This window comes from Roseobacter sp. HKCCD7870 (assembly GCF_037830315.1).
In the GTDB taxonomy this organism is placed as follows: Bacteria; Pseudomonadota; Alphaproteobacteria; order Rhodobacterales; family Rhodobacteraceae; genus M30B80.
This window is the reverse complement of record NZ_JBBLYO010000001.1, coordinates 69,590-84,006: the sequence shown is the minus strand read 5'-3', so window position 1 is coordinate 84,006 and position 14,417 is coordinate 69,590. Positions and strand designations below refer to the sequence as shown.

At 53.5% G+C, this 14,417-nt stretch carries 16 protein-coding genes; 3 read left to right on the top strand and 13 right to left on the bottom strand.

Going from position 1 to position 14,417, the window contains the following annotated elements:
- Positions 1-56: 56 nt before the first annotated feature.
- Both AAC637_RS00465 and AAC637_RS00460 read left to right on the top strand, forming a co-directional pair.
- Positions 57-1,064 (top strand): ABC transporter permease, encoded by a 1,008-nt coding sequence (locus AAC637_RS00465; protein ID WP_340260332.1) that lies wholly within the window; start codon positions 57-59, stop codon positions 1,062-1,064.
- Between the two features lie 25 nt (positions 1,065-1,089).
- The gene (locus AAC637_RS00460) at positions 1,090-2,139 is read left to right on the top strand and encodes a quaternary amine ABC transporter ATP-binding protein (protein WP_340301840.1); all 1,050 of its coding nucleotides are present in this window, start codon (positions 1,090-1,092) and stop codon (positions 2,137-2,139) included.
- Between the two features lie 221 nt (positions 2,140-2,360).
- On the opposite strand, the gene hemA is transcribed toward AAC637_RS00460, so the two are convergent.
- The 13 genes from hemA to AAC637_RS00395 form a co-directional block, all read right to left on the bottom strand.
- Positions 2,361-3,593 carry a 5-aminolevulinate synthase gene (gene hemA / locus AAC637_RS00455; RefSeq protein WP_340301839.1) on the bottom strand — a complete coding sequence of 411 codons (1,233 nt, stop codon included), beginning with the start codon at positions 3,591-3,593 and terminating at the stop codon, positions 2,361-2,363.
- Positions 3,590-4,009, bottom strand: a complete 420-nt coding sequence (locus AAC637_RS00450) for a DUF302 domain-containing protein (RefSeq protein ID WP_340301838.1) — start codon at positions 4,007-4,009, stop codon at positions 3,590-3,592. Before AAC637_RS00450 ends, hemA begins: the two co-directional genes overlap by 4 nt.
- Before the next feature lie 106 nt (positions 4,010-4,115).
- A complete protein-coding gene (locus AAC637_RS00445; protein WP_340301837.1) occupies positions 4,116-5,387 on the bottom strand; it encodes an NAD(P)/FAD-dependent oxidoreductase in 1,272 nt (423 codons plus the stop codon).
- A gap of 42 nt (positions 5,388-5,429) precedes the next feature.
- Positions 5,430-6,122, bottom strand: coding sequence for a c-type cytochrome (locus AAC637_RS00440; protein WP_340301836.1), 693 nt, complete (start codon positions 6,120-6,122; stop codon positions 5,430-5,432).
- Between the two features lie 3 nt (positions 6,123-6,125).
- Positions 6,126-7,181, bottom strand: coding sequence for a c-type cytochrome (locus AAC637_RS00435; RefSeq protein ID WP_340301835.1), 1,056 nt, complete (start codon positions 7,179-7,181; stop codon positions 6,126-6,128).
- 1 nt (position 7,182) lies between these two features.
- Positions 7,183-8,451, bottom strand: a complete 1,269-nt coding sequence (gene soxC / locus AAC637_RS00430) for a sulfite dehydrogenase (protein ID WP_340242413.1) — start codon at positions 8,449-8,451, stop codon at positions 7,183-7,185.
- A gap of 32 nt (positions 8,452-8,483) precedes the next feature.
- Positions 8,484-10,178, bottom strand: coding sequence for a thiosulfohydrolase SoxB (gene soxB / locus AAC637_RS00425; RefSeq protein ID WP_340301834.1), 1,695 nt, complete (start codon positions 10,176-10,178; stop codon positions 8,484-8,486).
- Between the two features lie 84 nt (positions 10,179-10,262).
- A complete protein-coding gene (gene soxA / locus AAC637_RS00420) occupies positions 10,263-11,120 on the bottom strand; it encodes a sulfur oxidation c-type cytochrome SoxA (RefSeq protein WP_445322694.1) in 858 nt (285 codons plus the stop codon).
- A 30-nt stretch (positions 11,121-11,150) separates the two neighbouring features.
- Positions 11,151-11,480 (bottom strand): thiosulfate oxidation carrier complex protein SoxZ, encoded by a 330-nt coding sequence (gene soxZ, locus AAC637_RS00415; RefSeq protein ID WP_340301833.1) that lies wholly within the window; start codon positions 11,478-11,480, stop codon positions 11,151-11,153.
- Between the two features lie 15 nt (positions 11,481-11,495).
- The gene (gene soxY, locus AAC637_RS00410) at positions 11,496-11,918 is read right to left on the bottom strand and encodes a thiosulfate oxidation carrier protein SoxY (RefSeq protein ID WP_340301832.1); all 423 of its coding nucleotides are present in this window, start codon (positions 11,916-11,918) and stop codon (positions 11,496-11,498) included.
- Between the two features lie 26 nt (positions 11,919-11,944).
- Positions 11,945-12,427, bottom strand: a complete 483-nt coding sequence (gene soxX / locus AAC637_RS00405) for a sulfur oxidation c-type cytochrome SoxX (RefSeq protein WP_340301831.1) — start codon at positions 12,425-12,427, stop codon at positions 11,945-11,947.
- Positions 12,428-12,579: 152 nt separating this feature from the next.
- Entirely contained in the window at positions 12,580-13,149 is a 570-nt protein-coding gene (locus AAC637_RS00400) for a SoxW family protein (protein ID WP_340301830.1), read from the bottom strand.
- A 24-nt stretch (positions 13,150-13,173) separates the two neighbouring features.
- Complete coding sequence (locus AAC637_RS00395) at positions 13,174-13,914, bottom strand: cytochrome c biogenesis CcdA family protein (RefSeq protein ID WP_340301829.1); 741 nt, start codon at positions 13,912-13,914, stop codon at positions 13,174-13,176.
- A gap of 49 nt (positions 13,915-13,963) precedes the next feature.
- Here AAC637_RS00395 and AAC637_RS00390 point away from each other — a divergent pair, with 49 nt between their 5' ends.
- Entirely contained in the window at positions 13,964-14,332 is a 369-nt protein-coding gene (locus AAC637_RS00390; RefSeq protein ID WP_340301828.1) for a hypothetical protein, read from the top strand.
- Positions 14,333-14,417: the final 85 nt, after the last annotated feature.

Below are 14,417 nucleotides of genomic sequence, written 5' to 3'. Positions count from 1 at the left end.
ACAAAGGTCAGCGTCGCAGGGCGCTGGCCTCTCTCATTTTGCAAGGAGGGTAACTTATGGCGTATGATTGGATATTCAGCGCGCTTGGCATGACAGACGCCTGCAAAACCGATAGCGGGCCACTTTTATCATTGTCATCTTTGCGCAACGAAGCGCCAAACCCATGGGATTTACCCTTTCCTTCGCTTGATACACTGAACGAGGCCTGTGCCGCCTTTCCAAAAACACGGGATTTCACCGCCGCATTAGAAGACGGTTTCCTCTACATACGCCCCGCCCTGCGCACTATTCTTGATCCGCTGACCCAGCCCCTGTCATGGGCGCTAGATGGCGCTTTAACGCTGTTTGTGGAAATGCCGTGGTGGATTTTGGTGCCGCTTTTAATCTTGGTGGCCAAGCTTTTGTCGAATTCCTACAAGGTCGCGAGCATCGTGGCGACGTCTTTCTTGTTTTTGCTCTTTGTCGATTACTATGAATTCGCCATCCAAACCCTGTCGATCATATTTGTTTGTACGGTGTTGTGCGTGGCCTTCGGGGTGCCGCTTGGAATTGCCATGTCGCGCTCAGACAGGTTCCAAAACGCAATAATCCCGATTTTGGATATGCTGCAAACCTTGCCGACCTTTGTATATCTGATCCCCCTCATTTTCTTGTTCAATATCACCGAACCCAAGCTCTATGGGCTTGCGATTATCCTCTATGCGATTGTGCCCGTGGTGCGCCTGACAAATTTGGGCATTCGCCTTGTGGATCGCGATGTGATGGAGGCGGTCACGGCCTTTGGTTTAACGGATCGCCAGAAACTTTATCGCGTGCAAATTCCGTTGGCCCTGCCCAATATTATGGCGGGTGTGAACCAAACGATCATGATGAGCCTTGCGATGGTGGTGATTGCCTCGCTCGTGTCGGCGCCAGGTCTGGGAACATTGGTTCTCGATGGCATCAACAACCTGCGCCTCGGTGTTGGCTTCTTGGCAGGTTTTGGCATCGTGTTGATCGCGATTATGCTTGATCGCGTCTCCAAGGCCGCCTTGGCACGTATCGACAAGTCGAACAAATCATAAGCACCGCAGAAGGGACTAAGAAACCATGGCTTTGGGTGACGTGAAAATCTCGGTGCAAAACCTATTCAAAATCTATGGCCACAATCCGCGCGCCGTGCAGGACAAGGTTTATGATGGCATCGATAAATCCGCCTTCATGCAGGAAACGGGGCATGTTCTGGCGTTGAATAATATCAACGTTGACATGCGCGAGGGGCAAATTACCGTGGTGATGGGCCTGTCTGGCTCTGGCAAATCCACGCTAATCCGCCACCTCAACCGATTGATCGAACCGACCTCAGGGCAGATCTTTCTCGATGGCACAGATGTTTTGGCCATGGATGAGGAGGCGCTGCGCAATTTGCGGCGGCGGTCTATGTCGATGGTGTTCCAGAAATTCGCGCTTTTGCCCCACCGCACCGTATTGGCCAATACAATCCTTGCGCCCGAGGCGCGCGGCGAGAATATCAAACAAGCCGAGGATGAGGCGCGCAAATGGTTGGCCCGTGTGGGTCTTGAGGGGATGGAAGACAGCTATCCAAGCCAGCTTTCAGGCGGGATGCAGCAGCGCGTGGGTCTGGCCCGCGCCTTGACCTCAAACGCCGATGTGATGCTGATGGACGAGGCATTTTCCGCGCTTGACCCGCTGATCCGCACCTCGATGCAAGATTTGCTGTTGGAATTGCAACGCGATCTGCACAAGACCATCATCTTCATCACCCATGATTTGGACGAGGCGTTGAAACTGGCCGATCACTTGGTGGTTTTGAAAGATGGCTATATCGTGCAGCAAGGCGACCCGCAGGAGATATTGCTGCGCCCCGCCGCACGCTACATTGAGGAATTCATCCAAGACATCAACCGCGCCCGCGTTTTGAAGGTGAAATCCATCATGAGCCCCGCCAAGACAAAGCGCGGCTGCAGTGATGTCGTGCAGGGCGATGATACGCTAGAGGCGGTGATCAACGCCCATAAGGGCCGCATTGATGGCACCTTTGCCGTCTCTGACCCGAACCATGCCACCAAGATCATCGGCAAGGTGAAGATGGAGGATATCTATCGGGCTTTGGTGCGGCCGCAGATGCAGCATGATTAAGGGGATCAGGTCACGGCGGGGCGGCTTTGCCCTGCCTTCATGATCCAAACAGTGGCCATGGCCCCCGCCCACATGGCGGCCACCGCAACCCCTGCAAGCGCCAGAACAGGGCCTTCGCCCCATGCGATGAGCAGGTTTTCAATAATAAAAGCTCCTCATTGGTTTTATCCACACGCGCAGCAGACCACAGGGCCTGCTCCGCCTGCGATGATCTAGGTCAACTATTGCGCGGCGCGTGCGGTTTGCGCCAATTTGCATTCCGCCCAAAGCTCTGACAGCGCCTTGACCAGATGACCCATCGCTTCTGCATCATGAACAGGGCTTGGGGTGATGCGCAGACGCTCCGTGCCTTTGGGCACTGTGGGATAGTTGATTGGCTGGATATAGATGCCATGCTCATCCAAGAGCCTGTCTGAGATATAGCGACATTTCACAGGATCACCGACCATGACGGGAATGATGTGACTGTCATTGGCCAAATGGGGAATACCCGCCCTATCAAGGCGCGCGCGCAATTCTGCGACCCGTTCCTGATGGGCGACGCGTTCTGTCTGGCTTGTTTTTAGGTGGCGCACAGCGGCACAGGCCCCTGCCGCAACCGCGGGCGGCAAGGCGGTGGTAAAGATAAAGCCGCTGGCAAAACTGCGGATGAAATCAACCAATGCGGCGCTGGCCGCAATATACCCCCCCATCACGCCGTAAGCCTTGCCAAGCGTGCCCTCAATCACAGTCAGACGATCCATTAACCCCAGCGCTTCGGCAATCCCGCCGCCGCGTGGCCCGTAAAGACCCACGGCATGCACCTCATCGAGATAGGTCATCGCGCCATAACGATCTGCCAAATCACAAATCGCGGCGATGGGGGCAATATCGCCATCCATCGAATAAACCGATTCAAACGCAATTAATTTGGGCTGCTCCGGCGGCAAGGACGCCAGTTTCGCCTCGAGATCCGCCAAATCATTATGCGCCCAAATGATCTTTTGCGCGCGCGAATGACGGATGCCTTCAATCATCGAGGCATGATTGCCTGCATCTGACAGAACAACACAATCAGGGATCTGCGCAGCCAATGTTCCAAGAGCCGCCCAATTTGACACATAGCCTGAGGTAAATAACAGCGCGGCCTCTTTGCCGTGCAGATCGGCCAATTCCGCCTCAAGCGCGACATGGCCGTGGGTTGTACCCGAGATATTGCGCGTGCCGCCCGCGCCCGCGCCTGTGCGCTCAATCGCGTCTTCCATCGCGGCAATCACATCGGGGTGTTGCCCCATCCCTAAGTAATCATTGGAACACCATACAGTAATGTCCCGCGTGCCGCCCTTATGGTGATTTCGGGCATGGGGAAATGCGCCCCGCTTGCGTTCAATATCCGCGAAATAGCGGTAATTGCCTTCGCTGCGCAGCGTATCAATTTTGGCGGCGAAAAAACCCTCGTAATCATAGGCGCTCATTGGTCACGCGCCTCTAGGATGATTGCGTCCAACAATGCCTCGACCTCTTGCATTGGCCCATCGGGATAGGTGCGGTGACCAATTTGCACGACACCATCCTTTGAGGTGACAAAGATATTATAGGGGCAATGCGCGATATTCGCGGGATCGGCCTCCATCACGCGGCGCGACACAGCAGCGGAGCAAAATAAGAAAATATCTGCTTTATCAAAAATCACCACTTCGCTGCCGATATCAGCGGCGGTACGGTTCAGCATATCGCCCGTATATGAGCGATAATCAATGACCAAGCCGCGCCCGATAATGGTGTTCTCCACCGCAAAGGTAGCATCTTCGAAACTGCCGTAATAATCGAAAAATACCGCTTCTTGCGCGCAGGCCTCTTGTGCAGCCAGAGCTGCAACAAGGCCAGTCATAAGACCAACAAAGTGACGGGGGGCGGTGCAGCACGACATAAGGGCAGACCTTTTTACAACGAAAGGCAGGAGCGATCTACGCCCCTGCCCTTCTGGTAATGTTATGTCAGGCAGTGCCAAACATGTCTTCAGTAATCGCGTCATACCAACCAAGGCTTTCCCGATAGGTAGCCTCGCGGGTGGCAGCGTCCTCATCCACTTGGCTAACGAACCCGTCAATTTTTGCGATTTTTTCATCAGTCGCTTCGTAGGTTGCACCAACTTTGATACCATCATTTGTATCAATCAGAGACCAGCAGGTATTCGCAAAACGTGCGGGGAACGCTCGGCCGCCTGCAAGATCCGCGACAATAGAATTGGCACAAACTTTTGCCTGGCTGTTGGCAGAAAAACCTGACTTGGGCATATCACCCTGTGCAGCAGCATCGCCCAGAACATGAACATTGTCATCAATTCTAGATGCTAGATTATATGCTGAGACAGGTGCCCAGTTACCATCAGTAACACCAGCTATTTCCGCGATACGGCCCGCACGCATCGCAGGTATCACGTTGCAAACGTCAACTTGTTCCACTTGGCCATCAATTGAAACAGTCATCGCGCTTGGATCGACGGCTACATTTGCTCCCCCAAAATCTGGGCCAATCCGTTCGATCATGCCACTGTAGTGGCGTTGCCAACCGTCTTCGAACAAACCCTGCTTTGAAAACTTGTCTTTTGGGTCGACGATCAAGATCTTAGCTGTTGGATTTGTTTCCTTCAGCATATGAGCGACCATTGAAACACGCTCGTATGGCCCTGGAGGGCAGCGGTATGGGTTGGGTGGCGCTACCATGGCAAACACGCCCCCTTCGCGCATGTTGGCCAGTTGGGCCTTCAATAGCTCAGTTTGGCTGCCCGCTTTGTAAGCATGAGGCATAGCGTTTTGGGAAGCTAAAGACCAACCTGGGACACTGTCTTCAATGAAATCAATGCCAGGGCTCAACACTAAACGATCGTAACTAAGCGATGCGCCACCGGCAAGTGTCACTGTTTTCGCCTGTCGATCTACATCTACTGCCCAATCATGCGCAACATTAATACCATACTCGGCAGCCAAAGTGCCATAGCTGTGGCCAAGACTATCAATTTCCCTGAACCCACCTAAGTACAAATTCGAGAAAAAGCAGGTGTAGTAACTGCGAGTTGGTTCAACCAATGTCACGTTAATGGCGCCCTGGCTGCCATTCGCAATGTAGCGAGCAGCTGTAGCACCACCTGCGCCGCCACCAATCACGACAACGTTAGGTGCTGTCTGTGCTCTAGCAATCATTGGAGCGGCCAAAGTAGCAGAGACCGCAGCTGCACTGGTTAAAAACTGTCTTCTATCAAGTGGCATCCCAAATTCCTCCCTTTTGGTCACTTGTTACACTGAATATTACTATTCAACGGCCGTAAAATATGCTGCCAAAGCAGCAATCTCTTCATCCCCCAACCTATTGGCAATCATGGTCATTACTTGATGATCACGCTGGCCAATTTTGTAGCTCATTAGCGAATGTACGAATGTTGACGGCGCAAGTCCAACAATTGAGGGAATATCGCCGCCCGATTGCGCCGCATGACAGGCGGTGCATTCTGATGACAGATACTCACCATAGGCGTAATCGCCCTCAATCGCCAAAATCGCTGCGATTTCTGGGGGTACATCCTCTGTGCTTGTTGGAGTGGCGGCACTGTCATAATTACCCGCCTCCGCTAAGATATAGGCCACCAAATCTGCACGGCTGTCAGGGTCGCTAATTCCACGAAACACCATACGAGTGCCACGATAGTAGCCTTTAGGATCTTCAAGAAAGCGGTTGAGGCGGTCTTCTGTCCAAAGCTCGCCCTCATTGCCCGCCTCGGTCAGCGTATCAGAATAGCGATAATCCGAAAGCCCCCCAACAGGGCGGCCCATCAAACCGTTAAGATGCGGGCCCACGCGATTGATCGCGCCATCACCAATCATGTGACATGCGGCGCAGGGGCGAAACGCCGCCTGCCCCGCCACCGGGTCACCCTCGGACAATGCGGGGGAGGATTGCATTGCCCAACAGATCAAAGCAAAGGCAAATAGCCCTTGTTTGCCCATTTCTTACTCCCCTCCTTCAGCACGTAAATAGGCGATTATAGCCTCAGCATCCTCAGGATCACGCAATCCACGATAAGCCATGCGTGTTCCGGACAAATAACCACGCGGATCCAACAAGAAGGCCGTCAATGTTTCATCATTCCAAACAAGACCAGCGTCGCGCGCCTCAACCAAGGCGGGAGAATAGCGGAAGCCCTCTGCATGGCCAGCAGCGGATCCATAGATACCATTGAGCATCGGTCCCGCACCATTACGAGCACCATCACCAACCTGATGACATGATCGACATGCTCTAAAGGCTTCCTCTCCCGCTGCAACCAATTCTGGGCTTGGGCCTGTTTCTACGGGCGCGGCCTCTTCGGTGTCTGCAACCTCAACCACTTCGGCTGCGGAAGCATCACCCTCAGTTTCAGTCTCTGGCGTCACATCCAAAACCGCCGCGCGTGCCGTGATCTCGACACTCTCGGCGCAGTTCTCCATGCAGACGGCCTCGCTGAACACGGGTAATTCCACTTCGGCGCGGTCATCCATGAAGAAATTCTCTTCATTGGGCAAACGCACCTCGAGGAAATTCTCATTCGATAATTCGAAATCGTCATCCACGAGATCGTTGGAATACATGATGTAGGCTACAATCGCATAGACATCATCATCACTTAGGCTTTGAGCGGAACCGTATGGCATTGCACGATGCACATAATCCCAAACAGTTGACAGGTAAGGCCAGTACGAGCCCACCGTTTTAACGGGATCTTCTCCCTCCAGAGTTCCAAAACCTCCCGCTATCACAGGCCAACGGCCTCTCGCCTCACCAAAGTCTCCATGACACGCTGAACAATTATCGACCCAAAGTTCTTCACCCGTCCATACATCGCCAGAGCCTACTGGCAGACCTTGGCCATCGGGGCGCACATCAATATCCCATGCCGCGATTTCTTCGGGCAAAGCGGCGCGACCCAAACCATAGCCGCCATCCCGAGACGGGGCCGCATTCTCAGCAAGCGCAAAGGTTGCGCCCCCCATCAACAGGGCTGCGGAAAGACTGATTACCTTATTCATCTTATCCAACCTCCACATTTTCCGCATTGCCGTTTTCATCTACCGCCCAAGTCTGGATCCCATTATTGTGGTAGATGGAGTTCTCGCCGCGCACATGGCGCAGCATTTCCTTGGTCGGCTGCACATAGCCCGTGCTGTCATGGGCGCGGCTTTGCAACAGCAAGGGCCGCCCATCCCAATCAAATTCGAAATAGAAGCGATGCATCGACTTGTCTAAGGATGGCCCAGACATGCGCGCTTGGTGCCAATTGATACCACCATCCAGTGTCACATCAACACGCGGAATTGTGCCGCGGCCCGACCAAGCCACCCCTGTCAAAACAGTTGGGCCAGGCCCATGGGTGATGGGGGCTTGCGGGCTTGGATTGGTGATCACGGATTTTGCATCCATCTCCCATGTAAAGCGCCGCGCCTGACCATTTTCGAGAAGGTCGGTATATTTTGATGTTTCCTCTCGGTGATGCCATGGTTGATCGCCCACTTCGATGCGGCGCAACCATTTCACCCACATATTTCCTTCCCAACCCGGCACAACAAGACGCAGCGGATAACCCTGTTCAGGGCGCAGTGCCTCACCGTTCATCTTGAAGGCGACAAGACAATCATCAAGCGCCTTTTCCATAGGGATGGAACGGGTCATGCCCGAGGCATCCGCCCCTTCTGGCAAGATCCATGTGCCATTTGTTTTCACCCCTGCCTCTTCAAGTAGCAGGCGCAAGGGCACGCCTGTATAGACCACGTTATGGATCATCCCATGGGTGAATTGGCACCCGTTCAACTGCGCGCCACGCCATTCCATCCCTGAATTGGCCGCGCATTCGAGGAAATAAACGCGGTTCTCACGCGGGAAGCGCATGATGTCCTGCATGGTAAAGACAAGCGGATTATCGACCAAGCCGTTGATCATCAGGCGATGATCTTCGGGGGCGATTTCGGCCACCCCGCCGTGATGGCGCTCAAAGCACAGACCATTGGGGGTGATGATCCCATCAAGCTCGTGCAGCGGCGTGAAATTGACCGATGACACGCTATCGGCGGTCAGCCATGGCACGTTGCGGCGCACCACATGGGCCTCATGCGGGGATGGCATACCATAGGGCGCGGCATCCACGCCGGGCCCTAGATACTGTGTCCAAGGCTGCATTTCCGTGATCAAAGGATCGGGGGCCGCCTGCGCGTAAACCTTGCCTGCGGCAAGAGCGCCACCTGTAACTGCGGCCCCTTTTAGGAATTGCCGCCGCGAAGGGGTGAAACCATCGTCTTTAGCCATGTCAGCTCCTTCAATAATCAATGCGGCGAGGCTTAGCCCGCAACAACATCCACGCTGGTGTTAGGGTTAACTGTGACGGTGCCTTGCGCACGGATATGGTCTTCGACCACATCCCAAATCGCAGGCCCTTCGGTTCCTTCATTCACGCTGGCCCAACCCGCCACGACATAAGAGGCGGCAGGGTCAATGCGGTCGCCTGTTTCTAGCAGGGTCATCTCAGAAATCCGGCTACCCGCTGGCGCGTTGACATCAATCCGATATCCCATGCCGCCCACGCGAACCATATCGCCACCCTGTTGATAATATGGGTCAGGGTTAAAGATATTATCAGCCACATCTTCCATCACGACTTTTAAGAATTCGCCGGTCATCTCAGTGCGATAGGCCTGCGGATAGCTCATGGCGGTCCCGTTATAGATATCCTCGCGCTTGATCTCTTGACCTGGCAGCACGCTTGGCCCCCAACGGAAACCGGGGGATAGGGCAATCTGTGCGTCCCGCTGGCTGATCAGGGCGTTACAGATCACATCATCCCATGTGCCGTTAAAGTTACCGCGGCGATACAATAGCGACCCCGCTGTCCCGATCACCTCGCCCATCTCGGCCTCAAAGGGCGCGCGGGTCTGCGTAATCAAGGCCGCCATGTTAGGATCAGGTGCAATCACATCTGAGAAAATCGGGATCAACCGATGAGTCAAGCCTTGCAGCGCGCCATTGCGCACGTCCAAATCAACACGGCTGACGAATTTGCCGTGACTGCCCGAGGCGATGAGGAATGTATTGCCCACCTGAACCGCGTCAGGCAGCGCATCGTGGGTGTGACCTGTGAGGATCACATCAATTCCGAGTATATCACGGGCGAATTGGCGGTCCGTGTCAAAGCCATTGTGCGACAGTAGAACGACCACCTCAGCACCAAGGCCGCGCACCTCCTCGACCACTTCGGCGATGCGTTCACGGCGCAGCCCGAAACTATATTCAGGAAACATCCAACCTGGATTGGCGATTGGCATATAAGGGAAAGCTTGCCCAATCACCGCAACCATGGTGCCGCCGCGCTCGAACAATTTGTAATCGTCAAAAACGGGTTCATCCCATTCAGCGTCAAAAATATTCGCGCCCAAGAAGGCAGGTTGCAGCGAATTCTCGACAATCTCATGCACGCGGTCAGAGCCCAGCGTGAATTCCCAATGTGAGGTCATGGCATCCACGCCAAGCGCGTTGAAAAGATCCACCATATCTTGGCCATTGGTGCGCAAAGCGGGCAAAGACCCCTGCCATGTGTCGCCCCCATCCAAGACAATGGCATCGGGCCGTTCGGAGCGAATGGCGTTGACCACAGTCGCAATACGATCAAGCCCACCCATGCGGCCATAACCTTGTGCAAGGGATACGAAATCACTATAGGTCAGCGCATAATCGAGATGACTGCCCCGAGAGATGCCATAAGCCGCGCGAAAATCGGCACCCGTCAAATGCGGCACCTGCCCCAAGGCAGACCCTACGCCTAAGTTAAACTCGGGCTCGCGGAAATAGATTGGTTGGGTTTGGGCGTGAATGTCAGTGATATGCACCAAGGTGACATTCCCTGCCCCACCTGTGCCAATCAGATCTTCCTGCGTCAGGGTTTGTTGCGCGGCAAGTTTGGCCCAATTGCCAAAGCCCGATGCGCCATAAAGCGCGGTCGTGGCCAAAGCAGCCTGAAGGAAATGGCGGCGTGCGATCATATTTTGTCACTCACATTCTATAAATTGCATATGTTTAGATGCAAAATGCCCGCCTCAGGATCCCCAAGGCGGGCAAGCAGCAAATCAGTTTCGAACCGAAGGCCCTTCGACCGTCAGACCATTGCCGCGCGAGGCAACATAAAGTTCCAGCGCAACAAATTCATCGCTACCGATGGCAAAGGTTTCTGCGCGTGTATCACGTACACACCCACGGAAACGGTTTTGAACACCATTAAGTCTCGCATTCTTCAAACGATATGTCGGAAACCCGTTAATCTGGCCCTGACTTAGGTGATCTGCACGAATGCGATTCCCATAATTTTCTTCATGGCAACTAGCACAACTTAATTCGAGCTGCCCGTACCGTGTGTAGTATATTTCACGTCCCAACTCCCAAGTTTCATGGGCAGGGCCATCGATTGCCACGTCGACTATTTGACCGCGTCCAACGGATGCAATGAACGCAGTGATATCAAGCATATCACCAGAATTAATGCCCCAAGGCTCTTCCATACCCATTTGCTCAGTTTGGCATTCCCGGACTTGCATTTCTACTGTTTGGACTGCACCGTGTTCTGCATCCCATTTAGGATATGTGGCACGAACATTCGTCAAATCGGAAGATTGATGACATGAAGCACAGCTCTGCCCATCAGCACCCATAGCCGTGTTGAAAAGCTGTTCGCCGTTTTCAACAAACAACATCCCAGGGTTGTCAAAATCATCCGCTTGCATTGCTTGGGTTTCATCAGCACGGAATACCCAGCCGGAGTAAATGGTGGAAACTGCTCCCTCCAAATGAGCAGGCGCTGCGGTTCGCACCACCATTTCGATTTCACCATTCACTACGAGATCTGCATCTTCGTCAGCATGCAAAATGCTCGATGATGTTGCCATCCCTAATGCAACGGCGATAGTCGCGATTTTGGACTTAGTGTTCATTCGTTGCTTCCTCCCTCGTGCTGACAATAATCAGCTTACTGAAATCTCAGAACTCTCTTCATAAACCGATCCATCGTCGTCATACCAAGTGAAGTTAAAGGTTCCAGACTCAGTAACCTTTGCTTCGAATTGGAGGTAAGGATTTGTGGATATCGATGGTTCCAAAGTAATATCGATGACCACTTCATCATTTAGGGTGCATACAAATCGATTGATGATTGAGCGTGGTATCACTTCACCATCGCCATTTCGACGCATGCCGCTTTCCATCGGATGGCTAATAAGCGTGCGTACAGATACAACCTCGCCTACCGAGGCCTCACGAGGTGCACGAACACGTGCAGTTACATTCTCTGCCATTTTAATCTCCGTTTCTCAGCCGCCGCAGCCGCCGATTGTAACCTTTACGTTAGACACAGCCTTCGCGAAGGTCCCATCAGACATCTTAGCGATGGCTATGACGTCTTGCTCACCCGCAAGACGAATACGGGTTGTGGCAGCTTGCGAGCCTGCGGCCGGGCCAAACTTAAAAGTTGCTACGTTCGGGTTTGGATTTCCATCGGCAAATATTACGATCTCCTCAGCGCCAGGTGCGCTCACTTCGATTTGAACCGTATTACCGTTCTCGGCGATCTCAGGCGCTATAAGCGTGAGGCCAGTATCTGATGTAGCTGCACCGCCAGTGTAAGCGGAAATAGCTTCACCAGCTCCTTCTGCTAATGACAAACTAGGCAACATTGTCAAAGCGGCAGCGGAGGTAACAGTTGTACCAACAAACTTTCTGCGCGTAAGTGACATGAATTTATCTCCCATAAACGCTCAATTTAGTATTCAGTGAGGGTCAAAAGATAGGCCACCACATCTTCGATATCTTGCGCCGTCAATAGAGGGTCAAGAGCCCCTTCTGCAGCCTTTCCTGTGTAAGCATTTCCCGGCCGAGTGTAGCCATCAACCTTATAAAAGCTTGGCATCACTGAACCAGGGAACATCGCCTTGGCGTTGGCTACGATCCCTCGCAACCCGGCCTCATCCCAGCGTGCGCCAACACCATCCAGAGATGGGCCAACTTCACCGTGGAATGGATATTCTTGCAACGCTGTTACCTGATGGCATGCAATGCAGTTCCCAAGTCCACGAGTGGTCATAACCTCTTGGCCGCGAGCAGGGTCCCCCGCAATTCCGGTCAATGACTGGGCAATTTCTCCGTATTCATTGGCCACAACGGCCGAGGGTGACACAACCTCAGCTTGTGTTGCACCTGCGGACACTCCTAAGAGAGCCGCCAAAATTATATGGCGTGTAAACATTTTTCCTCCCTAGGGCGATTCATGCGCCTCTGTATACAACGGTAAACAAGTGCACCCTTAGATTGCAAGAACATATTTACTTTTTTGAATAGGTTGCAATGCAAGTCACTGAAATCACTTGCACTTAATACTGTTGCAAAGCCAAAGGTTGCTTATTGCGGCAGCTGATCACGCAGCATGCGGGCATGATAGGCCTGAAAGCCCTCCTCGCCCTCATAGCCCTTTTCCAACACCCAATTTAGCATGTTAAAGGTCGTCCAACGCCCAAAAGCGCCGGGGATCATCGCAACCGCAGCATCAGGCGCGGTGGCATCTTCTGGCACATCCTCGGGGAAGAAGAAGATTGTGGGCGTAAACATCACCCGCCACCGCCGCACCATATCGCCCTCCAACAACGTGGTGCCGTCAAAATCAACCATCTCGGTGCTGCCATACATATTGACGCGCACCACAAAGAAATCATCGGTGAGCATCTGTTCAATTTCGGGGATCACATAGACCTCTTCATGCATCTGTGTGCAGTAGATGCAGCCGCGCTGTTCGATCATCACGACCAGACGCTTGCCCATCGCATTGGCCTCGTCCAAATCCTCGCGCAGATCACGGAACGTATCCATAATCCAATCGGCGCGGTGCAGCCCATCGCCATCCAATTCCACCGCCACAGCCGACATTGGTAGCAGCGCAAGACCTGCGGCAATGATCATGGTTCTTAGGTTCATATCGCATCCTCCCCTTTTGCCGCCTTAACCCAATTGGCGGAAAATCTCGAAATTCTCGATCAGCCATTGGCCGATGTAATTGAGGGCATTGGTCGCAATCAGCACACCAAAGATGATCAAAAGCGCGCCCATGATTTTTTCGACCAGCCCTAGATGACGGCGGAACCGCCCCATCATGCGCATAAACGGCCCCACAAATCCTGCGGCCAAAACAAAGGGCAAGGTCATGCCCAGACCATAGGCCAACAGCAATGTGGCCCCTTGACTGGCGGTGTCAGTGCCTGCAGCGGTGAACAAAATCGCAGCCAAAACAGGGCCCACGCAGGGTGTCCACCCAAAGGCAAAGGCAAGACCGATCACATAAGCCCCGCCATATGACATATTGCTGACCGATCCCGCCTCTGCGCGGAACTGGCGATACAAGATGCCAATTCGGATCACACCAAGGAAATGGAGGCCCATCGCAATAATCAGCGCGGCTGCAATCCAACGCAGGATGTCGAACCAATCACGCAGCAATTGCCCAAATACCGAGGCCGAAGCCCCTAGCCCAACAAAGACCGTCATGATGCCCGCAGCAAAGAATATCGCCGCAAGAACCGCACGCAGACGGATTTCACGGGTAATGCCACCGCCCTCGGCAACCTGATTTAGGCTTACGCCGGCTAGGTAACTGAGGTAGAAGGGCACCATCGGCAAAATGCATGGCGATAGAAACGACAACAGTCCCGCAACAAAGGCACCGCCCAAGGTTACATCGAACATGACGCCTCCTACCGTTTCATATTCAAATATTCATATTGCATTCACAAATTTGGGCAAGTCAATCTTTGCGCGTGTTGCAACGCTGTTTTTTACGCTTGGGTTGTGCGCGGCCACTGCGGCCTCGGCGCAAAATTTGGAATTGCTGATGGTTGAAGATGAGGGATGTGTGTATTGCGCGCAGTGGCATGCCGAGATTGGCCCTGAATTTCCAATCACCCCAGAGGGGCAAACAGCCCCTTTGCGCCAGACCGATATTGATGATCCCTTGCCCGATGGCGTGACCCTTGCGCGGCGGGCGGTCTATACGCCAACCTTTGTTGTGCTCAAAGACGGTGCAGAAACAGGCCGTATCGAAGGCTATCCGGGCGAAGAATTCTTTTGGTTTTTGCTCGGCCAGTTGATTGATGCAGCAGGTTAAGCTAAAGCCAGTCACAATTTGGGACGTGCCACCCGATCTTGGCAGGATGAACCATGCTTAACGAAGACAGGCCAACAATATTGCC

Excerpts from the sequence above, each read along its gene's own strand:
- AAC637_RS00465 (WP_340260332.1), top strand. The coding sequence starts at position 57 with ATGGCGTATGATTGGATATTCAGCGCGCTTGGCATGACAGACGCCTGC.
- AAC637_RS00460 (WP_340301840.1), top strand. The coding sequence starts at position 1,090 with ATGGCTTTGGGTGACGTGAAAATCTCGGTGCAAAACCTATTCAAAATC.
- hemA (WP_340301839.1), bottom strand. The coding sequence starts at position 3,593 with ATGAGCGCCTATGATTACGAGGGTTTTTTCGCCGCCAAAATTGATACG.
- AAC637_RS00450 (WP_340301838.1), bottom strand. The coding sequence starts at position 4,009 with ATGACTGGCCTTGTTGCAGCTCTGGCTGCACAAGAGGCCTGCGCGCAA.
- AAC637_RS00445 (WP_340301837.1), bottom strand. The coding sequence starts at position 5,387 with ATGCCACTTGATAGAAGACAGTTTTTAACCAGTGCAGCTGCGGTCTCT.
- AAC637_RS00440 (WP_340301836.1), bottom strand. The coding sequence starts at position 6,122 with ATGGGCAAACAAGGGCTATTTGCCTTTGCTTTGATCTGTTGGGCAATG.
- AAC637_RS00435 (WP_340301835.1), bottom strand. The coding sequence starts at position 7,181 with ATGAATAAGGTAATCAGTCTTTCCGCAGCCCTGTTGATGGGGGGCGCA.
- soxC (WP_340242413.1), bottom strand. The coding sequence starts at position 8,451 with ATGGCTAAAGACGATGGTTTCACCCCTTCGCGGCGGCAATTCCTAAAA.
- soxB (WP_340301834.1), bottom strand. The coding sequence starts at position 10,178 with ATGATCGCACGCCGCCATTTCCTTCAGGCTGCTTTGGCCACGACCGCG.
- soxA (WP_445322694.1), bottom strand. The coding sequence starts at position 11,120 with ATGAACACTAAGTCCAAAATCGCGACTATCGCCGTTGCATTAGGGATG.
- soxZ (WP_340301833.1), bottom strand. The coding sequence starts at position 11,480 with ATGGCAGAGAATGTAACTGCACGTGTTCGTGCACCTCGTGAGGCCTCG.
- soxY (WP_340301832.1), bottom strand. The coding sequence starts at position 11,918 with ATGTCACTTACGCGCAGAAAGTTTGTTGGTACAACTGTTACCTCCGCT.
- soxX (WP_340301831.1), bottom strand. The coding sequence starts at position 12,427 with ATGTTTACACGCCATATAATTTTGGCGGCTCTCTTAGGAGTGTCCGCA.
- AAC637_RS00400 (WP_340301830.1), bottom strand. The coding sequence starts at position 13,149 with ATGAACCTAAGAACCATGATCATTGCCGCAGGTCTTGCGCTGCTACCA.
- AAC637_RS00395 (WP_340301829.1), bottom strand. The coding sequence starts at position 13,914 with ATGTTCGATGTAACCTTGGGCGGTGCCTTTGTTGCGGGACTGTTGTCG.